The 26323-nt window shown below is 34.8% G+C and carries 23 protein-coding genes; 8 read left to right on the top strand and 15 right to left on the bottom strand.

Annotated features, from left to right (window positions below; genetic code table 11):
- Nucleotides 1-196 precede the first annotated feature (196 nt).
- The 8 genes from ACWPWS_RS13185 to ACWPWS_RS13220 all read right to left on the bottom strand — a co-directional run bounded on the left by ACWPWS_RS13185 (nucleotide 197) and on the right by ACWPWS_RS13220 (nucleotide 8991).
- On the bottom strand, nucleotides 197-1219 hold the full coding sequence (locus ACWPWS_RS13185) for a hypothetical protein (RefSeq protein ID WP_454046789.1): 1023 nt from the start codon (nucleotides 1217-1219) through the stop codon (nucleotides 197-199).
- On the bottom strand, nucleotides 1212-2909 hold the full coding sequence (locus ACWPWS_RS13190) for an APC family permease (RefSeq protein WP_454046790.1): 1698 nt from the start codon (nucleotides 2907-2909) through the stop codon (nucleotides 1212-1214). Before ACWPWS_RS13190 ends, ACWPWS_RS13185 begins: the two co-directional genes overlap by 8 nt.
- Nucleotides 2899-5277: a hypothetical protein gene (locus ACWPWS_RS13195; RefSeq protein WP_454046791.1), complete on the bottom strand. Its 2379-nt coding sequence runs from the start codon at nucleotides 5275-5277 to the stop codon at nucleotides 2899-2901. The genes ACWPWS_RS13190 and ACWPWS_RS13195 overlap by 11 nt, the downstream gene beginning before the upstream one ends.
- Nucleotides 5268-6011 (bottom strand): hypothetical protein, encoded by a 744-nt coding sequence (locus ACWPWS_RS13200; protein WP_454046792.1) that lies wholly within the window; start codon nucleotides 6009-6011, stop codon nucleotides 5268-5270. Before ACWPWS_RS13200 ends, ACWPWS_RS13195 begins: the two co-directional genes overlap by 10 nt.
- Nucleotides 5984-7117, bottom strand: a complete 1134-nt coding sequence (locus tag ACWPWS_RS13205; protein WP_454046793.1) for an AAA family ATPase — start codon at nucleotides 7115-7117, stop codon at nucleotides 5984-5986. Before ACWPWS_RS13205 ends, ACWPWS_RS13200 begins: the two co-directional genes overlap by 28 nt.
- 12 nt (nucleotides 7118-7129) lie before the next feature.
- On the bottom strand, nucleotides 7130-7711 hold the full coding sequence (locus tag ACWPWS_RS13210) for a DUF4919 domain-containing protein (RefSeq protein WP_454046794.1): 582 nt from the start codon (nucleotides 7709-7711) through the stop codon (nucleotides 7130-7132).
- A complete protein-coding gene (locus tag ACWPWS_RS13215) occupies nucleotides 7698-8354 on the bottom strand; it encodes a hypothetical protein (protein WP_454046795.1) in 657 nt (218 codons plus the stop codon). The genes ACWPWS_RS13210 and ACWPWS_RS13215 overlap by 14 nt, the downstream gene beginning before the upstream one ends.
- 247 nt (nucleotides 8355-8601) lie before the next feature.
- Entirely contained in the window at nucleotides 8602-8991 is a 390-nt protein-coding gene (locus ACWPWS_RS13220) for a VOC family protein (protein ID WP_454046796.1), read from the bottom strand.
- Between the two features lie 262 nt (nucleotides 8992-9253).
- Between ACWPWS_RS13220 and deoD the strand changes: the two genes are divergently transcribed.
- Entirely contained in the window at nucleotides 9254-9964 is a 711-nt protein-coding gene (gene deoD / locus ACWPWS_RS13225; protein ID WP_209785938.1) for a purine-nucleoside phosphorylase, read from the top strand.
- A gap of 59 nt (nucleotides 9965-10023) precedes the next feature.
- Here deoD and ACWPWS_RS13230 read toward each other — a convergent pair whose 3' ends face one another.
- The 3 genes from ACWPWS_RS13230 to ACWPWS_RS13240 all read right to left on the bottom strand — a co-directional run bounded on the left by ACWPWS_RS13230 (nucleotide 10024) and on the right by ACWPWS_RS13240 (nucleotide 12410).
- Nucleotides 10024-10809, bottom strand: coding sequence for a TatD family hydrolase (locus ACWPWS_RS13230; RefSeq protein WP_454046797.1), 786 nt, complete (start codon nucleotides 10807-10809; stop codon nucleotides 10024-10026).
- 234 nt (nucleotides 10810-11043) lie between these two features.
- Entirely contained in the window at nucleotides 11044-11694 is a 651-nt protein-coding gene (locus ACWPWS_RS13235; RefSeq protein ID WP_454046798.1) for a hypothetical protein, read from the bottom strand.
- A gap of 2 nt (nucleotides 11695-11696) precedes the next feature.
- Nucleotides 11697-12410 (bottom strand): DUF434 domain-containing protein, encoded by a 714-nt coding sequence (locus ACWPWS_RS13240; protein ID WP_454046799.1) that lies wholly within the window; start codon nucleotides 12408-12410, stop codon nucleotides 11697-11699.
- A gap of 275 nt (nucleotides 12411-12685) precedes the next feature.
- On the opposite strand from ACWPWS_RS13240, the gene ACWPWS_RS13245 reads away from it, so the two are divergent.
- On the top strand, nucleotides 12686-13525 hold the full coding sequence (locus ACWPWS_RS13245; RefSeq protein ID WP_454046800.1) for a DUF4822 domain-containing protein: 840 nt from the start codon (nucleotides 12686-12688) through the stop codon (nucleotides 13523-13525).
- Between the two features lie 58 nt (nucleotides 13526-13583).
- Here the strand turns inward: ACWPWS_RS13245 and ACWPWS_RS13250 are convergent, their stop codons facing one another.
- The 4 genes from ACWPWS_RS13250 to ACWPWS_RS13265 form a co-directional block, all read right to left on the bottom strand.
- Nucleotides 13584-14633 carry an MBL fold metallo-hydrolase gene (locus ACWPWS_RS13250; RefSeq protein WP_454046801.1) on the bottom strand — a complete coding sequence of 350 codons (1050 nt, stop codon included), beginning with the start codon at nucleotides 14631-14633 and terminating at the stop codon, nucleotides 13584-13586.
- A 165-nt stretch (nucleotides 14634-14798) separates the two neighbouring features.
- Nucleotides 14799-15494 carry a hypothetical protein gene (locus ACWPWS_RS13255; RefSeq protein ID WP_454046802.1) on the bottom strand — a complete coding sequence of 232 codons (696 nt, stop codon included), beginning with the start codon at nucleotides 15492-15494 and terminating at the stop codon, nucleotides 14799-14801.
- A 97-nt stretch (nucleotides 15495-15591) separates the two neighbouring features.
- Nucleotides 15592-17343, bottom strand: a complete 1752-nt coding sequence (locus ACWPWS_RS13260) for an alkaline phosphatase D family protein (protein ID WP_454046803.1) — start codon at nucleotides 17341-17343, stop codon at nucleotides 15592-15594.
- Nucleotides 17344-17518: 175 nt separating this feature from the next.
- Nucleotides 17519-19234: a helix-turn-helix domain-containing protein gene (locus tag ACWPWS_RS13265; protein ID WP_454046804.1), complete on the bottom strand. Its 1716-nt coding sequence runs from the start codon at nucleotides 19232-19234 to the stop codon at nucleotides 17519-17521.
- A 196-nt stretch (nucleotides 19235-19430) separates the two neighbouring features.
- Between ACWPWS_RS13265 and ACWPWS_RS13270 the strand changes: the two genes are divergently transcribed.
- From ACWPWS_RS13270 to ACWPWS_RS13295, 6 genes are all read left to right on the top strand, one after another.
- On the top strand, nucleotides 19431-19598 hold the full coding sequence (locus ACWPWS_RS13270) for a hypothetical protein (protein ID WP_454046805.1): 168 nt from the start codon (nucleotides 19431-19433) through the stop codon (nucleotides 19596-19598).
- A gap of 6 nt (nucleotides 19599-19604) precedes the next feature.
- Nucleotides 19605-21785 (top strand): prolyl oligopeptidase family serine peptidase, encoded by a 2181-nt coding sequence (locus ACWPWS_RS13275; protein WP_454046806.1) that lies wholly within the window; start codon nucleotides 19605-19607, stop codon nucleotides 21783-21785.
- Entirely contained in the window at nucleotides 21786-24014 is a 2229-nt protein-coding gene (locus tag ACWPWS_RS13280; RefSeq protein ID WP_454046807.1) for a lantibiotic dehydratase family protein, read from the top strand.
- A 9-nt stretch (nucleotides 24015-24023) separates the two neighbouring features.
- Entirely contained in the window at nucleotides 24024-24869 is an 846-nt protein-coding gene (locus ACWPWS_RS13285) for a thiopeptide-type bacteriocin biosynthesis protein (RefSeq protein WP_454046808.1), read from the top strand.
- Nucleotides 24870-25327: 458 nt separating this feature from the next.
- Nucleotides 25328-25531, top strand: a complete 204-nt coding sequence (locus ACWPWS_RS13290; protein WP_123864365.1) for a hypothetical protein — start codon at nucleotides 25328-25330, stop codon at nucleotides 25529-25531.
- Nucleotides 25532-25582: 51 nt separating this feature from the next.
- Nucleotides 25583-26221, top strand: coding sequence for a hypothetical protein (locus ACWPWS_RS13295; RefSeq protein WP_309513116.1), 639 nt, complete (start codon nucleotides 25583-25585; stop codon nucleotides 26219-26221).
- Nucleotides 26222-26323 lie beyond the last annotated feature (102 nt).

Consider the following 26323-nt stretch of genomic DNA (forward strand, 5'->3'; position numbering starts at 1 on the left):
AAAAATTATAGATAAAACTTATAAAACCTTTGCGTCTTTGCAATTTTTCAACAAAAATAGAATTGTTAAGTTATCTTTTATTTCAAGAGTTTCTTATCTTTATGGATCAATTACAATTGATTTGATGAAGCGGATGATATTTCTTTTCCAAAGAGAAATTTTTCTTTAATTTTTAAATTCTTCAATCTTTAAATATTTAATTCCTGAACATCTTATTTCTTCCTGTTTTGAATCTTGAGATATCTTTCAAAATCACCTCATCATCAGGATTAAAAAACTTCAGTTCATTCACAATTTCGGATCGGGTGCTTACTTTTTCAGCAATGATTTCATAAGCTATATTTCTTGTAACGGTATGGAGTTTCGGATCTTTCTTGAATTCATATTTCATAACGTCCAGATACGTGATTTTTTTGTGAGCCGGAGCTTTTTCATATAAATTCTGTATTTCAGACTCCAACTTTTTAATATCAAAAATATTGGAGAAATAATTATTCAAACAGTTGAAGGCATCTTTATCTTCTTCCCATCCTTTCAGTAAAACTTTTTGAGCCTCTTCTATTTTTTCCATTTTTCTGCGGTATACCAAAGAAGCTTTTACCATCTGACTGTTTTTCACATAATCATCAGCAACCATTTGATAATAGTGATGAGCGTTTTTAAGATCGTTGATTTCTTTATAGAGATCTCCTACTTTTTCTTTCTGCTCCATTTCTTTATAAAGATCAATGGCCTTTTTATGTTGCTTTGCTTTTTCATAACAAACGGCAGCATCGGATTTATTGTTCAGTTTTTTTAGGTATACTACTGCTGCTTCATTGTAGAGCTCACCATTTTCTAATGTTTTTGCTCCTCTGTAGTTATCCTGAAGGAGATTCATATAAACTCTCGCAGCTTTTTTATAATCTTTTTCAGCAATGTATTTTTCAGCTAGCTCTTCATATTTGCTCCGGATTCTGTCAAAAAGTGAGTTTTCCAGATAGAAACTACTGCTCCCACTGCCTTTTCTTCCTGCTGAATTTCTGTTGTTTTGTTCTTTATCTTTTAAGGAAGTGATCACAATGAGGATAATAAACGCCACAATTAAGAAAATACCCAATGTTCCTGCCACACTCCAGAAACTTTCATGGAATAGCTGGGCAACAATTCCGATAATCTTAAACATCGCCAGCAGCACGAATGCCGCCATAAATTTGTCTATAAATTTCTGTCTATTCATCATCATCGGATTTTAAAATAGTTTTATCTTCTCTGAAAAGACGATAAAGAAGTAACATCACAGCTATCACAAGTACCCATACAAACCAATTGTATCCGAACATTTTCACCAGTGGATAAAATAGATACACAAGCATAACCACAAGGATTGTTATTAAAATAAATTTAATCCATGCCGGTACATTATCTCCACCAAGATGTAATGATTTATTTTTAAAGAGAAACGAATACAATCCTACTCCGGCAATCATGAGAATAACCATGTACAGAATATCTGAAACCGGAGCCTTTTTCTCTAGCGGAGTACCTTCTGTACCCAGGCCTTTTACTTTCGATTTGTCTATGGAAGCAGAAGAAGGGTCCACAATATCCAATGTCCCGTAAAGTTTACCAAGTGAATCTGCCATTAAAGCCTTCCTCCTTTTCAGGAGATATTTTACCACATCACCGTTCACAGGTTTTCCTTTGGTATACTGTTTCAGAGAGTCTGAAATTTTGCGTTCTAGCTTTTCAGTTTTTTCTTCAATATGTTTTGTAATTATCTTAGTGTAAATGGTTTTTAATGAATCTCGGCTCTGTTTTTCTTTATTCACAAGCTTACTGATATCTCTTCCTATTTCACTTACCTCTCTGCCACCTGCTTTTTTATAGTTTTCTTTGTCTTCTTTTGTTTTGGATTCTATAATTCCCGCATGAATAAGTTCTTGGGACAATCCTTTTCTCTCCTGATGATACATTGAATCTATCTTAAGATCAATTTCCGACGTTCCGGACTGAAAAGCAATCATATCAGAAGGTGCCTTTACTTCATTGTTTACAATAGTTCCTGATGAATTATTATGTTCTTCCTGCTCTGAATTTATTTTATCTGAAGGCAGTGCAATCTTTAAAACAATAGCTACAATAATAAGCGCCCAGAATGCTCTACGAAAATTCCTTGTTCCTGTACTTTCTGTTTTCCCACCTGAACCTCCGCCAAATAATCCTTCCAGCCAGGTAAACTTACCAAAGCCGTCTCCTCGGGAAGTTCCCATAACATCCAGAGAAATGCCCAATTCTACAGCTCTTTCAGGGTATTTTTCAATATACTGTAAATATTTCTCTATTTCTTTTTTATTCCCGGCCATTACTTTTTTAAGGTCAAACGGCAGGCTGTTCATCCATTCTTCTTCGGTTTGTTTTGGTTGTAATGCTTCCATGACTTTTTCATCATCTATTTCAACCGTATAGCTTTCTATTTTTTGAGGAATTGAAATGCCCTTCAGAGGTTTTGTGATGCTTTCATCTATCGTTCCGGGCTGTTGAATCAGAGCAATCCAGTCAATTTCTTCAGACAGCTTTACCAATCCGAATTCAGGATGCATAATCAGAAAACGGGAATCAAGCTGTGCCCAGTCTTCCGGATTTATTTTGGGATAAAAAGTTGTATTTTCAGGAATGAAAAGCCTGTCGTCCACATTTTGAAAGTAAGCATTTCTGCCTATTTCCTGTGGAACATGGTCATTAAAAACCAGAAAACAACCATACATCACATTGGGAGTATCCGCCGGAATAGCATAAGACCTGACCTGGTTCAAACTGATTCCAAGGATTTCCATTTCCTGAAGCCATACCACAGGTGAAGAGCCTCTGATCAAAAGTCCTTTTTGGGGAAAATTATTTTTCGGGAAAGGTTTTATTCTAAGCTCCATAATCCAAAATCTGTTCTATAAACGGCTTTAAAAACCTGTCACACATATCATCCATGGTTCTTACTTTCAACAGGGCGTGCTCCGGAAGATAATATTCTGATCCTCCAAATTCCGTATAAGTTGCCAGTGATAGAAAGCCTCCCAAAGTAGAGGGAATAAAGAATTCTTCAATGCTTTTATTACTGCTTCTGAATGTCAGCATTCCCCGTGAATCGGTAATAATTTCACTTCCATCCGGAAATGTAAATTTATTTTTATTCTGCTCTGCGAAAATTTTAATATCATATTTATTTTTGGAAAAATCCAAGGTGTTTTCAGAAGCACTGTATAATTCATTTCCTGAAACAACCAGATTTTGAAAGGTGTTGATTCCGATCTTATTGAAATTATTAACAATTCTCAACCCGCTTCCCTGCAATTTTGCCACTTCGGCTTCTGCTTTTATGGTATTTTTTTCAAATTCTTTTTCTTTTCCGGTAATAGGTTCTATAGAAATGTTCCCATCCATATTGATTTTATAATGGGTAGCATTGTCAGGGTGATGCAGATAAAAATTTCGGCCAAAATAAATCAGTATATAAGATTCCGGAATATTCATCCCTGTAAGATTCTGCTCAGAATATTCTCCAGTATTAAGATTAAGCTTTGAAATCAGTTTCTGATCAGACTGATACTGGCACAGAATAAACTGCTGCTGCCTGTTTTTTGCAAGGGCAAACTGTCCTTTGGGTTTTATGGAAATTTGATCAAACAGTACTTCACAGCCATGATGTGTTTTATAATAATCATAGGAATGTCTGTCATAATAATTATCGGAAAGATAAGTTTTCAGCAATTGTTTTTTTGAACTCAGAATGAAAAATTCGCCTTCATATAAGAATTTGGCAATCTTATTAACGGGTGTTGGGAATAAGATCGGATAGTTTTGCGGAAGATCTGTTTTCTTTCCATTAAAGTTCTGAGCAGATTGTTTTTGCTGCGGCGGATTGGCCCACATCTCCTGCAATGGAAGTTTTATTTTCTGAATATGTTTTCTTGCTCCTTTATGATGTTTATAAAAATTAATTTCACCATCTGAAGCTGTTGTCACCAAAAACTTCAGTTTATCCCTGTTCTGATATACAACCCGCTGAATTTTCTCATCATCCATATTGTCCTGATGGGTAATGAAGAAAACTTCAATATCTTTTTGTGAATGGTGCTCATTAAAAAAATTTTCCAACACTTCTGAAACTTCCAGCACAGGACTTACCTGATTGAGGTTTTCCACCACTTCTTCCACTTTGTTAAGTGCAATGGGCAGGTTTGTCTGGCCTAATGCAAAAACTTTACATTCGGAATGGGCTTTCGGATGTTTGATAATGGCTATTGCAGAAGCATAAGCCAATACTTTCGGGGTCCCCCAGTTTCTGAGGGAAGTATCAATCAGGATAATTCTTTCAAAAATATTTTCTTCAGGGGGAATTTCTCTTTGAATATAAAGGGCTTCATTATTTGCCACACGATTCATGAAAACATCATCTTCATTGGCAAATTCGGTGAGAAGCATTCTGTGAAAATCACCTTTATTGGTCATATCAGAAATCCCTCCAATGGGCTGTTCACCTGGAGAAAGATGACGCATTGGAATCTTCAGCCCGCTCCATATTCTTTTAATGAGGCTTCCTACCTGGAAGGTCTTGGGTTCATCAATTAATTCTTTGATAAAATCTTTATCCGTATTGGCCGTTGTTTCTTCTTCTACCACTTCATCTTCAAGCTCTGGCTCGTCAATCAAACCTTTCATGGCATCAATGATGGATTGTACGGTTGGAAACTTTTCGTTCAGATCCAAAGCACTCAGATCTTTTTTCAAAGCTAATGAATCAGCATCTTTTTTTTCTGCGCTTATGGCAAGCTCATGAGGTCTTTTATAGTAGATTTTTAGACTAACCTCTGCCTGAAGGATTGCTACTCTGTTATAACCATTATTAAATAAAGTCAGCAGCAGTACAATTCTGTTTTGTTTCTGTTTATAAATTTTGGGAAGGGATTCTATTTTTTCAAGAAATTCAATTTGTTTTTCCGCATTGAACTCAAAATCTTCTCCGCTGTAAAAATCTACTGTACGTCTCAACGGGCCGGAAAAATCTGTATAACCATCCTGCATGGCATACAAAACCATAAGCAATGCTCCAAACGGAGGCCATCCCTGCGGCTGAAGTTCTTTCAGAATCTCCATTACATAAAGCCTGTAAGCAATTGCTCCCACTCCGGGGATGGAGAGGAGATTATTTTCATGATAACCGGAGTCACCGGGAACATCTTCATCCGTTTTCCATTCCCAAAAGTAGTTTTCATAGGACTGGAAATAAGTCTTTAATTCCATTCTCTTGATTTTTCGGTAAGACGGAATGAGCTTACGGACAATGGACGGAAATCAGTATCTTTTATTAAAATACTATTTCCATTTTCATCCCATAACAACCATCCTTCAAGCTCTTTATTATATTTCTGCTGCAACAGCATACTTACATTTTTAAATTCAAAATCCAGACCGGCAGGCAGCAGATGTTTATCTTTGGTCCAATAGGCTTTTCCGGGAAAGCTTAATAATGGAACACCTATAAACAGAGCTTTATCTCCCAATAACGTCCATTGTATTTTTTCCAGTTTAAACTTAGGCAAAGTGACGATAGTTTCTTTAATATCAGCAATGTTGCTGAGCAGAGCAATTACCGTCTGTTCTTCATCACTTTCTTTCAGTTTTATCTGAATCTGTTCCTGAATTCCAAAATAGTTTTGGTTCGAAGGAGGAAGACGAAGCTGTAATGCCTTGTCTATGGGAATCCAAAGCAATGCTGTTCTCATTTTTTTACTGGGAACTAAAGCATCTTTTCTGAATAAAAGTCCATCACGAAGTTCATATAAAATAAAATCCGGCAATTGTTGTATTTCGGAAGCTACCGCCTGTTCATCCGTAAATCCTTTCAACCAGATTGTTTCATCATCTACAGCAATCTGAACGTTTTTCCAGTCTCGGATTGAGCCCAGAAAATCTTCATCTACCCGGGGAATTTCTGCCCGGAATTCTTTTAAACACTTTGAAGAATCTTCTGCCATAAGCTTTCAATTTCTTGCTGAATATATTGTTTCTGATCCGGATTTCTGATCCACTCACAACGGGTCTGCAGATATCTCAGTTTGTCTTTTATTACGTTTTGTTCTTCAAAACTCAGTATTCCTTCATTCCATTTTTCCACCAGAATCTTCACATCTTTCATCACTTCTTCCGGATTGGGAGTTTTGTTATGCATTGCCTGTGGATGGGAATCCGGATGATCATCTTTCTCAATCGTTCTGTTGATAATTCCTTCCAGAATTTCAATCTGTTCTTCTGTATCCCAGATATGTTTCAACACCCATAAATCAGAAAGTACGGCTTCTGTTCTCCCACAGATCAGGGCACTTGCGGCAATCAGGTTCTGAAGTTTTACGGCTCTACGGTCTGAAATAGCAATCCCTGTATTTCTAAGACTCATAATGGTATTCAGATATACTTCATAAATGGGTTTAAGGTCTATTGTCCGGCATAAGCTCTGGAGCTGCCTGATTTCATCGGCATGGATTTCCGGAACTTCTGTTTCTTCATCATTCTCCAGCTTTCTTCCGGCTAAAAGTACCTGTTGTAAAAGTTCGGGATTTACATAGTCTACATTAATTCTTACCAGAAAACGGTCAAATAATGCATTCAGTGCTTCATCTTCAGGAAGAACGTTACTTGCTCCTACAAACATCAATGCTGGTAAGCGTTTTGTTTCTTTTCCTCTTTTAAAGATCTTCTCGTTGAGGGCTGTCAGAAGTGAATTCAAAATTGCAGAATTGGCATTAAAGATCTCATCCAGAAAGACCATTGAAGCTTCGGGCATCATTCCTTCCGTGTTGGTCAGAAGTTCTCCTTCTTTCAGTTTTCTGATATCAAAGGGTCCGAAAATTTCGTTCGGTTCTGTAAAACGGGTTAGCAGATATTCAAAATTTTTGCCGTCTTTTACTGTTTTAGCCAGAGTTCTGACAATCGCAGATTTTGCGGTCCCCGGAGGCCCGTATAAAAAGGCATTCTCTCTTGCCAAAAGGCATATTCCCAAAAGATCTACGACATCATTTTTACCTACAAAAGTATCTTTTACGTAGTTAAGGACTGTATTAAGCTGATTTATATTCTGATTCATTGATTTAAAAAATTAAAATTTCCACCACTTTTTCTTCTCGGATTTCTGTTCTTCTTTATTTTCTACCTCTTCATTTCTTTTGCTGAATGAAAAAGCCAGTCTCTGGTAAGGATCTTTAATATCGAAGTATAGCTGCGTTCCATCATCCAGTGTAAGGACATCCATCATCTTATTTCCCTCCTTGATCAGACTTTGTGAAACATCGTGTTTATTAAAATGCTGCCTGATCAGATCTCTTTCATCGGAAATTCTTGTGATAATATAGGGAGAATCTTTGGTTCCGTCACCTGTTTTTTCAAGGCATTCAAAAATAAGCTGTGCTATTGTCATTTCAATATTCCTGCCTTTTTCATCACCCAATTCTTTGTAAGCAAAATACTTATAAATATGTGCCCTTGGGCTCAGCAGAATATTGACATTGGTATATTGTACAACCTCTTCAAATTTCCCTTCATTCAGTAAATCCTGCATGTTTTCAATATCATCCGAATAGGGATCGTATTCCGGATCACTGAGTACCATTTCACGGCATTTCAGGAAAGTTTCTTTGGTTGGATCGGTTAAAAATTCAAATACTTTCTCATAGGTTTTCATTATGGTCTTCGGTTATAGTTTTTAGTTCTCGCCAGAAGGCATCTTTGTGCATTCCGAATTCGGCTATTAGTAGTTTATTAATGAATGGAATTTCTGCCAGTTTATAATCTTTTTTTTCAACAATTCTTTCCAGATATAACTTCCGGTAGGTACTGTCTTTTAATTCTTCCTTCCAGTTCACATTCTTCAGGTTAAGATCATATCCTATTCCGGAATAGTGAAACCGGGTCAGAATATCTTCCAGCATGGCAAGTAAAGGGTCTTCAGGATCTACAGAGTTTAAAGCAACAATCACTGGCGGTAAAAACCTTAACGATAAGTCTGCGGATAAAATAGAAGAAGTATCCCGGGTTCCTTTAAATCCGGGAATAAGATTTTCAATATTTTTTTCTGTATTTTCTCTGATGAGATAAAGCTGTGCACTGTAATAGAGTACTTTTGCAGCCCATACGGCAGCATCTTTGTTATAAGTCAGTTGATCGGATAGAAACTCAAGTCTTTCTTTTTCGAATTCTGTTTCAAAATAATCTCCTGCATCCGCCTCTTCCTGAGGGGAAATTTTCTGTAAGCTTGAAAAAAGAGTAATACATTCTTCCTTACGAAGCAAAAAGATCGTGTCTAAAAACGGTGACTTGGTTTCCATGATCTAACAAAAATAAAATTATTTCGTTGAGAATAAAATTTTTGTGAAGAAGATTGATGTTAAATGTGGAATTAAAGTGTTGGAAAACGCAAAGGCGCTAAGATGATATGCATTATGATGTTTTTAAGGCACTAGAAAATCTAAGATTTTCAGCAATACCGAAACCTTTATCAGGAACTTTTTACGCCTGTGCGTTTTCCAACCTATATGAGATTGCTTCGTCGCTAAAGCTCCTCGCAATGACGGTTTAGGCTACGATTTCAATGATATTATTTTCAGGATCAAGGATTACGCTTTCATAATAGCCGTCTCCCGTTGTACGTGGCTCTCCTGCAATTTGGTATCCATCATTTCTCAACATTTCTGTAAGCTCATCCACTTTTTGTTCACTGGCTACGGAAAATGCAAGATGAATGATTCCATACTGCTGGGATTCATAAGAGTTTTCGCTTTCCTTAATATCCGGTCTGGTCATGATTTCAAGACGGCAGCCATTCTCAAAACTTAAAAAGTAGGATTGAAAATTTTTAACAGGATTATGGTATTTTTCATTGGAAACCGCTCCAAAATACTTCTGATAGAACGCTCTTGATCTTTCAAGGTCTTTCACCCAAATGGCAATATGCTCTATTTTCATTTTTAAAATTTTAATTATTTAATTCCTGCAAATGTAACCGTCCTGTTTCTACAATACCTGCTCCCAATTATTCTTTTATTGTTCTGTATTTGCCAGGTTATGTTTTGGATTATACAAAAGACTTTATCTCAAATCCTATTTAAAGCATTTATTGATAACATCTTATGTATTCTATTGATAGGAGAAGCCTTCATTGTTTCCATTATCGCAATCACGGAGACAATCTAAAAGTTATTATCTTTGCTCCATTCAAAATAACATTATGAGTATTCACATCAGTGCAAAAAAAGGAGAAATTGCTAAAGTAGTATTGCAGCCGGGGGATCCGCTTCGTGCACAGTATATTGCTGAAAATTATTTAGAAAATGCTAAACTGGTAAGCAAAACCAGAGGAATTTTTTATTATACAGGTCTTTATAAGGGTAAAGAAATCACTGTAGGAGCAAGTGGAATGGGATTCCCAAGTATCGGAATTTATTCTTTTGAATTGTTTACAGAGTACGAAGTAGATACGATCATCAGAATCGGGACTTGTGGTGCTTACAACACAGATCTTAAACTTTTTGATATTTTAAATATTGATAAAGCAGCCAGCGAAAGTACTTACGCCAAATATGCATGGGGAATTGAAGATGAAATCCTTTCTCACCAGGGGAATATCTTTACCACCATCAATGAAACGGCTAAAGAATTATCATTAAATGCTAAAGCCATCAATATCCACAGTAGTGATATTTTCTATAGAAAAGATCCTGCTACTCCGGAAATTGCTACAAAATACAACTGTCCTGCAGTAGAAATGGAAGCTTTCGGTTTATTCGCCAATGCTCAACATTTAGGAAAAAATGCAGCGACTATTCTTACGGTAACGGATATTATCCCAACCCATGAGAAAATTTCTGCTGACGAAAGAGAAAAAGCGTTGAATCCAATGATGGAGCTGGCTTTGGAATCGGCAATCAAGAGTTTATAAGACCGAAAGAGCAAATTCGCTATAAAAAAAGAGCTTTACTTTATCAGTAGAGCTCTTTTTTATAGTTTGAAAAAATTTCTGGCGGTTTCTGTAGTCTCATCCGCCACCTCAGAAATACTGATCCTCTTCAGATGGGTAACCGTTTGGGCTACGTAAGGTAAAAAGGATGGTTCATTCCGTCTGTTCTGCATTCTGGGCATATTTTTCGGAAGCATAAAAGGAGCATCTGTCTCAATCATCATCCTGTCGAGAGGAACATATTTTATAACATCTTCCAGGTGTTTAAATCTTTTTTCATCACTGATTGCGCCTGTGAATCCTAAATAAAATCCCTTGTCCAGATAAATTTTCGCTTCATTCAATGTTCCGGTAAAGCAATGTACAACGGCTTCGGGTAATTGGGAAAGGTACTCTTCTGTGATCTCATTAAACCTTTTAAATGCAGATCTTTCATGAAGAAAAAGCGGTTTATCAACTTCTATTGCAAGCTCCAGCTGAGCTTTGTAACATCTTTCCTGAATGGGTCTCGGAGAAAAATCCCGATCAAAATCAAGTCCGCACTCACCTACTGAAATCACATGATCTTGTTTCAATAATTTCCTGAGTTCACCGATACTTTCACCATTAAATGATTTGGCATCATGAGGATGAATTCCAGCTGTTGAAAATAGAATTTCCGGATATTCCTCTGCAATTTCTGCAGATTCTTTGCTACCTCTTACGCTGGTTCCGGTGAGAATCATATGTTCTATACCCTGATCCAAAGCGCGGTTGATAATTTCTTCGTGTTCATTATAGAACTGTTTATTGGTCAGATTAATGCCAATATCAATGTATGTGTTCATTTGTTTAATTTTTATTATATATTATTTTGAATATAAAATGGAGGCTGACAGAATTCTGTTTAAAATTTTTGGTCTGATTGATTCATAACTTCTATTTTCTGCAAAACTAGAAATATGGTACGTAATGTTTTTACGTAGAAAAAAGGGTAAGAAAATCTGCTTGATTTGCAAAATCTACAAGAGTTTTTATTTTTCCCACAGATTTCACAGATGACACAGATGTTTATGCTTTATTTATTCATTGATAAATTTTTCGAGAAAGCCTATCAGTTTTGTTCCACCATGGCTCCATCGGATACCGTGGCCTTCTTTTTCCCGGACTTCAAAAACCAGTTCATGTTTGTAGTGGAAGAAAACATTCCACCAGGTTTTATTTTCAAGAATATTATGGATTTTCGCCATTACTTTCTCCTGTTTCTGCTGATTATTTCCTTTGATCTCACCCCAGAAATCGTCATCCATTCTCCCGATGTGCTTCTCCCAGGCTCTCTGTGCAATAGTAATTTCATTATTAAATGGCTCCTTACAGGCATTGATCAACATTGATTTCAACGGAGGAATTCCATTTTCATCACGAATACTTGCAGAGGTTAATCTTTGACCTAAGATATTCAGCCAATGTTCAAACGGAATGGCTTCCAGAAGTTTTGCTTTCACCTCATCGGAATGGTTACTTTCAAGAATGGTAATAAATTGTTCAAAGCTTTCCTGTCTGTTGATCTTTATTTCTTCGTTAAAATAAGGGAAGTTCCATTCCAAGGCATTTTCCTTGAATCTGTATATATTTTTTTCCAGGTTTTCCAGATGTTCTTTTACTAAAACGGATTGATATTGATCTTTCCAGGCTTCGGAAAATAGGGAAATATAAGGTTCAAACAGATTCATACTTATTTCGTTTTGATGAGGTTAACAGAAATATTTTCTTCTGTAATCAAATATCCAATCAGATTAAACCATTCTTTACAGTGATCCAGAATCCAGGCATCTGAGGAAATGATGAGTTCCGAACTTTCCGCCAAAAATTTATCGGGATTGTATTGCAGGTCTGCTTCCCAATTGAGCTGGTGCTGCTCAGCAAACTCAAGAATACTCTGTTTGATTCTTCCGCTGTTGGAAACCGGCTTATCAAAGATCCATACCAATTTCTGAATCTGGTTTTTTTGATGAAAAGCAGCCACCAATTCCATTGCTTTCAAGGTCTGATTAACTCTTTTATAAGTGCCATGAACTCCGGAAAGATCACGGATACAGCCATCCAAACCTTCAAAAATATAGGCTTCCGAAAGCAGACTTTCCAGCAAGATCAGAACATTAAAACCGTCAAGATAAATTGTTTTTCCATTTAAATCAGATGCTTCTAAGTGTTTCAATTCTCTGTTGTGAAGCTGTACAGCAGATGCGGATGCTCCACGCAGAGCCTGTATCTGGCGGGTTTTCAATCTATATCTGTTACCCACAAGATCAGAAGCTGCTTTTTCCGGATACTCTCTGGTCAGCAGATACTTCATATCTTCAACAGCCAGTTTCAGCTTATTGATCTGTTTCTCCGAGCCGAAAAGGGTATTATCGCCGGTATTTTTTCCGCGGTTTCTGTTATTCATACTCAAAAATAGAATTTTTGGTGAGTTTTATGGCAGAAAATTTATTTTATTGGTGAAAGTCAGCAACCATAACCACCCCGTCACAAATTCTTTGAATTTTTGCCACCCCTCCAGAGGAGGGGAATTAAGTACCACTTTTAGCGGCATTTGTTAACAATATCATTTTTCTCATTCTGAATCGGAATCTGTTATGTTTTCTACAACAAAAGAGATATTTTATACAACGCATTGATATTTATTAGGAATAAGTTTGCAAAGACTTAAAAAATACCCTTATGAATACCCTGAAAAAATTATGTTATCTGTCTGCAGCTGTTTTGTTGTCAGCATCTTTCGTTTCATGTTCAAATGATGACGATGAAATTATTATTGAACAGCAGACTCCCTCACAGACATTGTCTTCTACTCCATGGGAAACGACAGGAGCTAAAGATAAAAACGGAAATAGTGTAGCCCTTACAGATGCCAGTGTTGCCGGATATGTAGGTTTTGCTTATTTCAAAGCAGATGGGAAGTTTGCCATTTACAATCTTACGGATGTGTTGAGATCTATGGGAACATGGTCTGTAGATGCACAGGGAAAAACCAGAACTATTGCAGCATTGAATCCGGATGGAACTACTATTTTCACCCGTGATGTTGAAATTCTTGTTTTAAATAAAAATGAATTTACCTACAGAATTCGTCCCAACTCCAGCGATCCGTCTGTTTATTATGATATCATCCATACGAAAACTGCTCATGCAGAACCCACCAACGGACAGCTTACCCTGGCTTCCACTCCATGGGAAACAACAGGTGCGAAAGATAAAAGTGGTAATAGTATAGCGTTAACTGATGCTAGTGTATCCGGATTTGTAGGCTATTCTTATTTCAAAGCTAACGGAACTTTTAAAATTTTTGGATTGAATGATGTGTTGAGGTCTGAAGGAACCTGGTCTATTTCTCCGGATGGAAAAAAAAGAACCCTTACCACTCCTACTTTTACTCGTGTTGTAGATATTCTGGTTCTGAACGAAACTACGTTTACTTATAGAATTACCCCTGACGCAGCCAACCCAGCAGTATTTTACGATATTATACATACTAAGGTCAACCATAAGGAGCCTTTGTAATGATTATTTTTTTGATAAGAAGGAAAAACCTGCTCATCACTGAGCAGGTTTTTTAATTTTAAATATATTCTTCCCACCACTTTTTCCAGGTGATTGTTCCCAGCTGATCTAAGTTTACTTTTTCTCCGATCACAGGAAGTGTTATTGGAATATTGTTTTCTTCTGCATGTTTCGACGCAAGCTCCAAAGGTTCATACCAGGTATGCTGCGCCAGCTTGAATTTGGAGTTGTGTACCGGAATAAAGTTTTTGGCTTTCAGTTCTTTTATTTCTGTCATCAACTGATCCGGCAAAGTATGAATGTAAGGCCATTTTTCATTGTATTGCCCGGTTTCCATGATGGCTAAATCAAATGGTCCATATTGTTCTCCAATTGGTGTAAAGTGATTTCCATAACCGCTGTCACCACCTAAAAACAGATTTTTCGTTGGAGTTTTTAAAACAAAGGAAGTCCATAGTGAAATATTACGGTTCAGTAATCTTCCGGAAAAATGTCTTGCCGGAGTGAGGGTAACTCTGAAACCTTCTGCAATGTCTATACTTTCCCACCAGTTTTTTTCGATGATTCTGTCAAAATTCCAGCCCCAGGATTCAAAGTGCTGCCCGGTTCCCAATCCGCAAATAACTTTACCTACTTTATCTTTTAATTCCTGAACAGTTTTATAATCCAGATGGTCCCAATGGTCATGTGAAATAAGCAGGAAGTCTATATCCGGCATATGTTCCGGTTTATAATAATCGGCTCCCTGAAAAGCCTTTATAGAACCTGGCATGGGGGAAGCATTTCCACTGAAAACAGGATCTATCAGAAATTTCTTTCCATCCACCTGTATGAAATAGGAACTATGCCCAAACCACACCAGTACATTTTCATCAGGCTTAAGATTTTTGAGATCAGTTACTACAAAAGGAAGAGCTTTCTTTGGTGATGTATTTTCTACCTTGCAAAGGCTTTGCAGAAGTAGTTTGGTCATACTTTCTCCTTCTAATAATGCAGGTGTTGTCAATATATTCTGAAATCTTCCGTTGAGATAATTGGGAAGTGTACTGAAATATTCTTTTCTTTTTTCATCGGGAAACTGTCCGAGCTGTTTTTTCAAATTCTTCATTCACTTAATTTTAAATCCAGCATTAGTTTCTAAAGAAATACTCTCTATCTTATTGGCTGGCCAACCTTAATATAAAATAAATATAAGCATAAGATTTTGAGATGGGAAAATAAAATTGAAGGGAGGTGGAAATTTTAATCCTCCATCATCTGATGAGGTCTATTCTTAAAAAAGCCATTTAACCAGTCCCAACATAATAATTCCTAATACTGTACAGCATACGATCAATATTGCAAAAGTCTGCGCAAATGCTGTCCAATACTTTTTTTTATCAAATGTAAAATCAACAGGATTGATATAGTAGACATCATAAACCATGGGATCAATGTGCAAATCCGGTCTGAAGTACACAATTCCCTGAATATATCTTCTTCGTAAGGCTTTTAAATTTCCAATATAAGAACTGTAGCCTGCTTCTATTCCATCAAAATCCACTTCTGCTACTGAGCCACCATCATTTACCCACAATACATAGATTTTGTTTCTTGGGGTAATGCTTACATCATATTCATCTGAAAAGCAATATTTTTTCAGGTTCTGATAAAGGACATGATCTGTTGTTCCATCTGCTCTTTTATAATGAATTCCCTGATCATCAACCCTTATCTTTCTAACCACTCTTTTTCTGATTTTCTTCTGATAAAGAAAGAAACGATATAAACCGAATGCAAGAGCCGGATAATATAGTATTGCTATGACAACAAATAGTACCACTTTATCGCTAATCACAACAGGCAATCCCAATATCAACAGAAAGGCGGCCAACAATAAAAGCATCCCAAAAATCCTGGTCAGCCAGGTCATGAACCACCATGTTTTAGAAACTAATGGTAAAAAATCTTTTCTTATATCCTCTTGCATCTGTTCAAGATACAAAAAAAGGGAATAATATAAAAGAGCCACAGTGGCACACCATGACTCTTTTTACTTAATTGAAAATAAAATATGTTTATTGAAACTATGAAATTGTATAGGTTTTTTCCGTTGTCGTATTGTAAGTATCGGAGATCACATTGTCTACAAATCTCCATTCTGCCACAGAACTGCCAGCAGTAAATTTCACATGCAGATATCCTCTTTTGTAGAGATTGGCATATTCCAGATCATCAATCAGCAATGAAAATGCCTGGGCCAGTTCTATTGCTTTTGTAGGATCTGAGCTTATTCCCAGATATCCTTCAAGGCCAGGAGAAGAAACGGAACTGCAGGCTAATTCTGTTCCGATGAATTTACCCTGAGCATCGGTCAGCTTTCCTAACCATGCATTGTGAGTATCTCCAGCCAATACCACTACATTTTTTCCCGCGAGAAGAGAATAAAGCTGTTCTCTTTCCATGAAATATCCATCCCATGCATCTAAATTATAAGGCAGAGTTGTTGTAATTCTGGCAATTTCCTGGGCCGTTAATGTAGGATCCTGCTGTTTGTATCTTGTTTTAAGAATAATCAGTTGTGTGATGGTATTCTGAAGTGCCTGCATCGTAGCCGGCTGTGCGCTTCCATGTTGTTTTATTTCTGCTAAAATCTGATTCAAAAGCATCAATAATTCAGCTGGAACCATCATTTTAGTCATTAAAATCTGCTGTCCAAGCACTTTCCACTTTGCCGTATCACCATTGATCTGCGAGCTCAGCCATGACATCTGCTCATTTCCGATCAGTTTTCTGCTGGTGCTTAAGAAATCAGTTTTGAACTGTAGCTGATTAAAATTTCCCGTGTTATCAAGATAATCCGAATATTCCATCTGTTTATCTCTTGCAATCACTCTCGTATCCATCATGTAAAGGGAAACAATATTTCCGAAGTTGAAACTTCTGTAAATTCTCATGTCCTTCCCTGTTTTAAGAGGAATATATTCACTGTATGCCTGGAAAGCGGCCATTTTTCTTGCCTGAAAATCTCCTTCATTAGGCTGATGGTTTTCTGCTCCGGATTTATAGGTGTCATTGGCAAATTCATGGTCATCCCAAACACAGATGAATGGCTTTTTCTGGTGAAGAAGCTGAAGATTTTTATCGCCTCTGTACTGTCTGTATCGTTCTCTGTAATCGCTGAGGTTAAGAATTTCTTTTGCTGGCTGATGGGCTCTTCCTAATGGGTTGGTGTAAGGATTCGTACCATATTGTCCCGGTGCATATTCATAGATATAATCCCCAAGATGTACCACTACATCAGCTTCCGATTTTGCAATCGCTCCATATACATTAAAAAGCCCTGCAGGAAAATTAGAACAAGATACTACTGCCATCTTCACTTCACTTACTGCATCTGATTTTGAAGGTAAAGTAAGAGTTTCCCCTGTTACACTCACTTCTTTGGTTTTTATATTATAGAATCTGTAGTAATATTTTGTATTGGAAGAAATATTTTGTACATCCACTGCTATTGTAAAGTCATTCACTGCGGCAGCATTGGTCTGCCCTCTTCTTACTACATCTGAAAAGTTGCTGTTTTTACTTATTTCCCATGTAATCTCTGCATCAGTTCCTTTGGAATATCGGGTCCAGATGATGATTCCTGTAGCACTGGGATCAAAACTCGCTACACCGGATTCAAAACCTCCGTTTTTAAGATCATCGGGAGCATTACCATTTTCGGTAAAATCATCGCTGCAGCTTTCAATTAAAGGAGCAATAAAAATTCCTCCGGCTGCTAATAATGAATTTTTGAGAAATCTTCTTCTGTTGAATTGGTTGTTGTTTTCCATCATTACTTTTTTTGCAAAGCAACGGTATCTCAGGAAGAAGGCTGTTAACAGAGTTTTAAATATCTTTTATGGTTTTTTAAACAAATGTTTAATGTTAAGCATAGGAAATTTAGTGTTATAAAATGTCTCTTTTAAAGAAAATAGGAACGGAAATTTGTGTAATTGATTTTCAATTGTTTTAACCCGAAATTGATTTTTCAATCTCTTTAATATAAATAGAAGGAGTAGTTCCCGTTCTTTTCTTAAATGCAATCGAAAATGCCTGTACATTATTATAGCCAATTTCTTCTGCAATAACCGGTAATTTATAAGAACGAAATTTTTTATCTTTTACAAGTTGATCTAAAACATAATCAATCCGTAAATCATTAAGATAAGTTGTGAAATTTTTATCCTTGTGGGTATTAATAATTTCCGACAGATACGCAGTATTGGTTTTTATATTTTTTGCAAGACTTGTTAATGTAATACCATTTTTTAAAAAGTGACGTTTGTTTTCGAAAGTGTCCAGGTCCTTTAGGATAGATTGAGCCACATCTTCAGGAACAGTTTTAATCGTTTTACTTTCACTTTCAACTTTTACCGGTTCATCAGTCTCTATCTGTTGATCATTTTTATTCTGAATGGTTTCAAGGTTTCTTTTTTCAATCAAATGAATCAGATCCTGAGCAATTTTTCGATGTCTTTTCTCAGCTTTCTTCGTTTTGTAATAAAAATATATAAACATCAATAGTATTAATATTAAAATACTAACAGAAGCATATAAAAATGTCTTCTTATTTTTTAATTCGTTTATTATATCTTCTTTTTCTTGTAGAAGATTGGGAGTATCATACTTTTTGTGTAGTTCTGTTGATAAGTACCGAAACTGATCATCAAGCTTTTTGTCAACTTTTAGAAAACGGTCAATATAATAGAGTTGTTTTTCTTTATCCCCAATTTCCCTATAATAATCTATTAGAGAAGTATATACATCTCCTAATTCTGGAAAAGTAACCTCTGTTTCTTTTACGTGAGCATCTATTTGGGTAAAATATTTTATCGTCTCTTGTTTATTATGTAATTCTTCATAACATTTCCCCAGGCTATATAAGACAAAGTTTTGATTGTTATCATTAATACTTGAAAAATAATTATACGCCTTGGTGAGCTCAGCAATAGCGGTTTGATAATTTTTGGTTTTAAGATTCAGTTGACCCGATAAATATAAATATTGATTCATATTATATTTATTCTTTTTCACGAAGGGAGAATGTAATCCTTCCTGAATGAAAAATCTGGCAGAATCAATTTTATTTATTTTAATATAGCAGTAAGCAAGACTTACCCGCATTTGATCATGCTGATATTCATCTGTTATATTTTGGGAGTTTAATAAATAATACCGAAATGTTTTTGCCGCTTCTTTATTGTTTCCCATATAACTATTTAAATAGGCGATATTCATATTGGCATAAGCGATCTGCTTTACATTTTTTTGCCTTTTAGAATATTCTAAACCTAAAATATAATTATCAAGGGCAGCTTTTAAGTTGTCATATTTATAGTATAAATTTCCTTTTATGATAAATGTTCTGGCCGGATATATATCTCCTTTCACATTTTTTGTAATCAAGGCCATACTATCAACATACTTTAAAGCCAATGGAAAATCTTCGGTTAAATGTATAAGGTTATAGCCTTCTGCAGTTTCAAGGATATTTTTTTCTTTTTTTGCTTTTGATAAATAATATCGAGAAATAGCTTTTGCTTCTAACTTTTTATTGGATTCGTCATAAACATTAAACTTATTTTTTAGCTCCTCATAATTCAATAATCTTAAACTATCAATTTTGCTTTGAGTAAAAAAGAGACTACAAAAGAAGGTAAATAAAAGTAGGAATATCTGTTTCATTAATTTTTCTATACTGTACAAAAATATTCTTTTTTTCAAGAAAATACATTATCAATATTTTGATTTTAACTGATTGATCATTATTATTTTATTAACATTTTATAAACGTATATTTATAAATCTATAAATGTTTTATTGGTTAGGTCAAAGAAATATTACTTTCTTTGTGAACTAATAATTTTTAACAAGAACAATCATGAAAAAAGAAAACAAAGGGCAAAAGAAATTGTCTTTAAAAAAAGTACAGATTATGAGGATTAATGATTTAAGAACAATTAAGGGAGGTCTTGGTTATCAACTGGGTCTTGATGACAATGGTGATATTGATCCAAATACTCCCATTAGACAGACAATCAAGCCTTAAATAAATATGAAAAAATTAATATTTGTCATTATTGCAATCTTTTTTGTACTTCCTTTATATGCTCAAAAAACTAATGCAGCACCTTCAAAACCTATTACAGAAAATTATTTTGGAACTAAAATAATAGATGAATATAGAAATCTAGAGGATCTTCAAAACCCCTCGACTACAAATTGGATGCAATCCCAAACAAATTATACAAATTCTATATTAAATCAAATTCCCCAAAAAAACTATTATCTGGAAAAAAGGCTGGAATTTGACAGAAGGCAGGGCTACTCTATATCGGATTTGAAAATTACCAATAATGACAAATATTTTTATTTAAAGAAAAATGGCGATGAAAAGATCGCTAAACTATACTATCGGGATGGTTTCTTAGGTAAAGAAATATTACTATATGATCCTGTGATGTATAAAGAGAAAGATGGAAACCATTCTTTTGTTATCAATTACATCAGCCCAAGCTGGGACGCTAGCAAAATAGCAGTTTCAATGTCTGAAAAGGGAAAAGAAGTGTCAGAAGTAATCATTATGGATGTAAAAACCAAATACGTTCATCCTGAAATCATTACCAACTCCGCTCCAGCCACTTTCGATGGAATAAAATGGACGGATGACAATACCGGATTTATCTATGTGGAATTTTCTACAACCGACCCAACATCTCAGAATTTTTATAAAAATACGAAAACGGTATTCTATAAAATAGGAACTGATCCCAATACTTCTATAGACGTTTTTTCGGCTAAGAATAATCCAGATTTGCATATTACCGAAGATCAGTTTCCCATAATTTTAGACTATAACATCGAGGATCAATATTATATCGGGATGTTAGTCGATTTCCAATCTTACAGAAAAACATTTATCATCAGTAAGCAGGATTTATTATCAGGTAAAAAAAATTGGAAATTATTTTCCAATCCGGACGATAAAGTAAAGAGTTTAGATTTTCAAAAAGATAAAATATTTTTTATATCAGGTTATAATACATCTCTTAATAAGTTATGTAAAACCAGTGTTATCAATCCAGACTTTAAGAATGGTGAAGTTTTGATTCCTGAAAAAAAGGATGAGATTATTAAAAGTTACAGAATTACAAAAGATGGCATTTACTATACCACTACAAAAAACGGTGTGGAAGCAAAGCTATATTTACATAAAAACGGGCAAAATCATGCTATTGAGATTCCCTATCCTTCCGGAGACATTAATTTAAGATCTAAAAGCGAAAGTTATTCTGATATTTGGATCACTTGCTCTGGTTGGGCAAATGAGGAACAAACATTTAAATATGATCTAAAAACCAATACTTTTACACCGGAAAATCTTGCACCCGTTGCAAATTACCCTGAGTTCAAGGATATTGTTGTGAGTGAAATTGTTGTAAAATCAAGAGATGGGAAAGAAATCCCCGTATCCTTACTCTATAATAAAAATATAAAAAAAGATAGTAAGAATATGACCCTCATTGATAGTTACGGTTCTTATGGAATTTCTAACAACCCCTATTTTTCAAAGACTTATTTATTATGGGTTCTTCAGGGCGGAATGGTTGCCATAGCTCACGTCAGAGGCGGAGGAGAAAAAGGAGAAGAGTGGCGTTTAGGAGGATATAAAGAGACCAAACCTAATACATGGAGGGATTTGATAGACTGTACAGAATATCTGATAAAAGAAAAATATACTTCAAAGGAAAAAGTAGCGATTTGGGGTGCCAGTGCAGGAGGAATTACTGTAGGAAGAGCCATGACAGAGAGACCAGATCTTTTTAAAGTTGTTATTGCTGAAGTAGGAGTAATGAATCCGCTAAGAGATGAAATAACTCCTAATGGCCAGCCTAAAGAATTTGGAACGGTTAAGGATCCAAAAGAGTTTAAAAATTTACTGGAAATGGATGCTTATCATCATATTAAAAAAGGAGAAAAATATCCTGCTACCTTTATAACCGGAGGAATAAATGATCAACGAGTTATTGTCTGGGAGCCCGTAAAATATGCTGCTAAATTAATGTTTAATAATATTTCTTCAAATCCTCAATTATTAAAAATAGATTTTGAAGGAGGTCATGGAAATAATGTTGCAGTGGATCAACGATATACCAACATTGATGATATATTCACTTTTGCATTCTGGCAATTAGGACATCCTGACTACCAACCCAAAGAACATACAAGAAAATAAATGTCACGTTTCCCTTATGATTTTTTTAATGAGTATGTAGTACGTACGCCGTTATTCTCACGAAAGAGCTTTCAGGAACAGCTCAATCAAGATGAAATTTCAGATGTGAAATTAAAAGAGATTGTTAATAATCCTGTTTTTAAGGAGTCTATTTATCTTGCTTCCTCCAATTTATATGAGGAGTTTGAGAAATGGCTGAACTCAGAAAAACAATTTTCACCCAAAGAACATCACAAGCTAAAAAATACCCTACTAAAATATTATAGCCGAATGAGTACACGTTGTACCCCATTCGGCTTATTTTCTGGAATAGGGTTAGGTAAATTTTCTGTAGAAACATCCAACCTTTCCAACCACAAAACAGGAAATCAGCTACCAGCAGACCAATTATTACGGGATACCAAATTGGATATGCATTTACTTGTTTCTCTGGCTCAATATTTTACACAGCTACCCATTGTAAAGAACAAGCTTTTATTTTCGCCTAATAACACGATCTATACAATAGGCCATAAAATCCGCTATATAGAATATCAATATACAGGAGGAAAAAGAGAGTACATTATTTCCTCTGCCCCAATATCTGCAGAATTACAGCAAATAATAAATTTTTCAGAACGAGGTAAAACCATTAGCGAGATTTCGCATATCCTTATTAATGAAGAGATAACAGAAAATGATGCAAGAGAATTTGTAGAAGAATTAATTGAAAATCAGGTTCTGGTAAGTGAACTGGAACCTAATGTATCAGGAACCGATTTTTTAAACGCTATCATTACTGTTCTCAACAGATTAGGAATAAAAAACGAAACTGAAATGTTGGTTTCCTTAAAAAATAAGCTGGAAAAACTGGATTTAAATATTGGGAATCCAACTCGATTATATGATGAAATCAGAGAGATAGTACAATCCCTTACAATGGATTATGAACAAAAATATCTCTTTCAAACGGATCTCTATAATAAATCTTGTTTTTACTTATCAACAAGTTGGAAAAAGGAAATAAAAAAAGGGATAAGTTTTCTGAATAAGATTACTTTAGAACAAAAAGAAACTCAATTTTCAAAATTTAAAAAAGCTTTTACCGAAAAGTTTGATGCTCAGGAAATGCCCCTACTCTATGTCTTGGACACTGAAATAGGTATTGGATATAAGCAAAATGTATCTCCAAAGGGTATCCATCCTTATATAGAAGATTTGGCACTTCCTACTCTGCAGGAAAAACAAAACAAAAAAATTGAGTTTACTCCTGTTCAGATCATACTTAATAAGAAATTACAGGAAGCTTTATTAGACAGTCAATACAGTATCAAACTAACAGATGCGGATTTTGAAGGTTTTGAAGAAAACTGGGATAATATGCCTGATACAACATCTATCATGGCTGAAATCATTTCTGAAAATCATCAGGAAAAAATATTTTTAAATGCAAGTACAGGAAGTAGTGCCGGTACGCTGTTAGGGCGATTTTGTTCCGAAAAATCGGAAGTACAGAATCTTCTCAAAAATATTGCTAAAAAAGAAGAAGAACTCAGACCTGATGAGATTCTGGCCGAAATCATCCATTTACCGGAAGCAAGAATAGGAAATATTATACGGAGACCTACTTTGAGAGCGTATGAGATTCCTTATTTAGCTCAATCTCTATTGCCCGCAGAAAACCAGATTTCAACAGAAGATCTTTATATTTCTTTAAAGAATGATGAGATTATTTTACGTTCAAAAAAACTAAATAAGAGGGTTATCCCTTATCTGACAAACGCTCATAATTATTATACAAATACATTACCTGTTTATCACTTCCTATCCGACTTGCATGCACAGCATATCAGACCTGGGCTTTATTTTAACTGGGGTGATTTAGAATATATTTATACATTTTTACCAAGGATAGAATACCATAATATCATTCTTTCAAAAGCACGATGGAAGATTACAGAAAAAGATATTTTTTTGTTAGATCAGTTAAAGGATAACAAAAAAGATTTTTTAGAAGAACTAAAAAGCTGGAGAAATAAAAGAAAAATTCCAAACTGGATTCAATGGTCTAAATTTGATAATACTTTAACCATGACTCTCGAAAATTATGACATGGCAAAGCTTTTTATTCAAACCGTTAAAAGTGAAAAATCAATCATTATAGAAGAATTTTTATATGATGAAAATGATCATTTTAGACGAGAGTTTATTTTTCCAATGTATAAAGCGATTAAAGATAAAAATAAGTAAGATTTAACAATGCAACGAACTTTTATCCCTGGAAGCGATTGGTTATACCTGAAAATATACACAGGTATAAAAACTTCTGATAGTATCCTTGAAGAAGTGATACAGCCTTTAATAGAATTTTTTCAGACGAACGGCTATATATCCGGGTGGTTTTTCATACGGTATTATGATCCCAGATCCCATTTGAGGATAAGATTAAAATTAAATGATCCCCAATATTACAATGAAATTCTTACTGCAGCCCACAGACTTTTTCAGCCTTATATAGACAGTGGAGAGATCTTTACCATTATGACCGATACCTATAACCGGGAAATGGAAAGGTACGGAAAAAATACAATGGAAGAAGTGGAAACACTGTTTCACAAAAACAGTGAGTTTACGCTGAAATGTCTGCATTATAGTGATGAAGAAAAGATCATGGTTAGCTTGTTTTATATTGATGAGATGTTGAATAAACTGAATCTTTCCATTCAAAAAAAACTGGAATGGATCAAACATTATAATACTACTTTTAAACAAGAATTTAATGCAGATAAAAGACTCAATAGCCAGCTAGACAAAAAATACCGAGAGTTTAAACCTACATTTGTATACTTTATTAATTCCGAAGAGTTTTTGGAAGAAAGAAACGCTATTATTTATAATATTGAAGAAAAACACTCAGCGCTGCAGAGCATTCTTCATAAACAGAACAACCACTCTTTAGAAATGCCTCTGCAAATTTTATTTCAGAGCATTTTTCATATGAATATTAATAGATTATTTGTTTCTCAACAGAGATTATTTGAAATGGTGATTTATGATTACCTACTGCGATATTATAAAACAATGGCGTATCAATCATTTTTATAAAAAAATTTTCAAAATCACCGCTTCTGCTTCTATTTTCTGATATTATTTCCCTTCCCCAAAGAAACTTTACATGAGTTTCTCATAAGTTTTTATACAGGATATTTTATTCAATATAAAAAACTAATAAACAACTACTTAAGTTTTAAAAATCCCTTATCTAAATTTATAAATTCATAAGGATATTCACCCAAAATTTATAAATCCCGCTATCCTTTTCTTGTGTCCCCAAAAAAACGCACGCATCTTTGCCTTGGTTAGAACAACAAATAATCTTAACCTTTTTATTTTAATATCTGCGCAATATAAAAATGAAATAACGCTGATCAGCAAAACACCCATGCCAGGGATTATATGGCAAAATTAATTATCAAAAAAAAACAAAATTTATCATGAACAAAAAAATCAGAAACTCAGTTTTCGCAGGTGGAATGGCATTCGTATTTGCATTAAATTTCTTAGTGCCTAATGTAGTTAAAGCACAAGGTATCGCTTATGGTGACCAAGTACAGTCTTCTAACACATCACGCCAGGCACTTCCTCCAGGTTCAAGTGTATCTGCTGTTGCCGGTACCGTTCTTCTTGCAGTAATGGTTGTTTCAGCTATAGTAGATGGTCTACATGCAACAGATGAGGTTTCAGCAAGCACTCAGAACTTAGACTAATAATGATTTAATGGCTCATTAGTACAATGAGCCATTTTTTTCCGAATAATTATGAAAAAAGCAATTAAAATACTTATAGTTACTTGTGTATCAATTTATTGGCTTTTTACATTTTTATATAATTCACCCAATAATTTTATAAAAATTGAGTACCAAAAAGAGATGAAAATATTTTCTACCTTTTTTGCTCAAAAGTGGAGTTTTTTTGCTCCTCCACCGCAATTTAACTACAAGCTTTATTTTACTTATCTGGATGAAAATAAAAATGAAATTGCCGCTTTCGAAGTTTATTCTTCAATTATAGAATCAAAACGAAATACAAGGCCATTTAATGGTAGAGCCGAAATGGTAGATTATACAATTTATGGATCTATTGAAGGTATTGTGAATACAATCGTGAAAGAAAGAACTGAAATAAACACCGAACAGCCTGGATTAGATCTTCACAATGCAAATCTTCTTGCAGTAGAAAGACTCAATAAAGTCCCTGAACAGGTTCAAGGTTTTCTTTTATTGAAAGACTATGCAAAGATTGTTGGAAAAGATAAAATGTCCGTAGAGAAATTAAAGTCAGTAAAATATGTAACCATAAACATAAATTCTGAAGAAATTAAAAAGTTTGCCAATAGAGAAAGTAAAAAGCCCAATGTAGAATCTAAAGTAATTGCATTCAATCCATATCCTTTTTAAAATGAAAAAACTATTCCATTCAAATCACTATATATACCTTTCTGTTTTCAGGATATTGATATCAATACATGTGTTTAAAAAATACTTACAACTATTTTTTAA

The organism is Chryseobacterium sp. Marseille-Q8038 (assembly GCF_965111995.1).

Excerpts from the sequence above, each read along its gene's own strand:
- ACWPWS_RS13245 (WP_454046800.1), top strand. The coding sequence starts at position 12,686 with ATGAATACCCTGAAAAAATTATGTTATCTGTCTGCAGCTGTTTTGTTG.
- ACWPWS_RS13220 (WP_454046796.1), bottom strand. The coding sequence starts at position 8,991 with ATGAAAATAGAGCATATTGCCATTTGGGTGAAAGACCTTGAAAGATCA.
- ACWPWS_RS13190 (WP_454046790.1), bottom strand. The coding sequence starts at position 2,909 with ATGGAGCTTAGAATAAAACCTTTCCCGAAAAATAATTTTCCCCAAAAA.
- ACWPWS_RS13275 (WP_454046806.1), top strand. The coding sequence starts at position 19,605 with ATGAAAAAATTAATATTTGTCATTATTGCAATCTTTTTTGTACTTCCT.
- ACWPWS_RS13205 (WP_454046793.1), bottom strand. The coding sequence starts at position 7,117 with ATGAATCAGAATATAAATCAGCTTAATACAGTCCTTAACTACGTAAAA.
- ACWPWS_RS13280 (WP_454046807.1), top strand. The coding sequence starts at position 21,786 with ATGTCACGTTTCCCTTATGATTTTTTTAATGAGTATGTAGTACGTACG.
- ACWPWS_RS13200 (WP_454046792.1), bottom strand. The coding sequence starts at position 6,011 with ATGGCAGAAGATTCTTCAAAGTGTTTAAAAGAATTCCGGGCAGAAATT.
- ACWPWS_RS13285 (WP_454046808.1), top strand. The coding sequence starts at position 24,024 with ATGCAACGAACTTTTATCCCTGGAAGCGATTGGTTATACCTGAAAATA.
- ACWPWS_RS13295 (WP_309513116.1), top strand. The coding sequence starts at position 25,583 with ATGAAAAAAGCAATTAAAATACTTATAGTTACTTGTGTATCAATTTAT.
- ACWPWS_RS13250 (WP_454046801.1), bottom strand. The coding sequence starts at position 14,633 with ATGAAGAATTTGAAAAAACAGCTCGGACAGTTTCCCGATGAAAAAAGA.
- deoD (WP_209785938.1), top strand. The coding sequence starts at position 9,254 with ATGAGTATTCACATCAGTGCAAAAAAAGGAGAAATTGCTAAAGTAGTA.
- ACWPWS_RS13235 (WP_454046798.1), bottom strand. The coding sequence starts at position 11,694 with ATGAATCTGTTTGAACCTTATATTTCCCTATTTTCCGAAGCCTGGAAA.
- ACWPWS_RS13185 (WP_454046789.1), bottom strand. The coding sequence starts at position 1,219 with ATGAATAGACAGAAATTTATAGACAAATTTATGGCGGCATTCGTGCTG.
- ACWPWS_RS13230 (WP_454046797.1), bottom strand. The coding sequence starts at position 10,809 with ATGAACACATACATTGATATTGGCATTAATCTGACCAATAAACAGTTC.
- ACWPWS_RS13240 (WP_454046799.1), bottom strand. The coding sequence starts at position 12,410 with ATGAATAACAGAAACCGCGGAAAAAATACCGGCGATAATACCCTTTTC.
- ACWPWS_RS13255 (WP_454046802.1), bottom strand. The coding sequence starts at position 15,494 with ATGCAAGAGGATATAAGAAAAGATTTTTTACCATTAGTTTCTAAAACA.
- ACWPWS_RS13210 (WP_454046794.1), bottom strand. The coding sequence starts at position 7,711 with ATGAAAACCTATGAGAAAGTATTTGAATTTTTAACCGATCCAACCAAA.
- ACWPWS_RS13215 (WP_454046795.1), bottom strand. The coding sequence starts at position 8,354 with ATGGAAACCAAGTCACCGTTTTTAGACACGATCTTTTTGCTTCGTAAG.
- ACWPWS_RS13260 (WP_454046803.1), bottom strand. The coding sequence starts at position 17,343 with ATGATGGAAAACAACAACCAATTCAACAGAAGAAGATTTCTCAAAAAT.
- ACWPWS_RS13270 (WP_454046805.1), top strand. The coding sequence starts at position 19,431 with ATGAAAAAAGAAAACAAAGGGCAAAAGAAATTGTCTTTAAAAAAAGTA.
- ACWPWS_RS13265 (WP_454046804.1), bottom strand. The coding sequence starts at position 19,234 with ATGAAACAGATATTCCTACTTTTATTTACCTTCTTTTGTAGTCTCTTT.
- ACWPWS_RS13195 (WP_454046791.1), bottom strand. The coding sequence starts at position 5,277 with ATGGAATTAAAGACTTATTTCCAGTCCTATGAAAACTACTTTTGGGAA.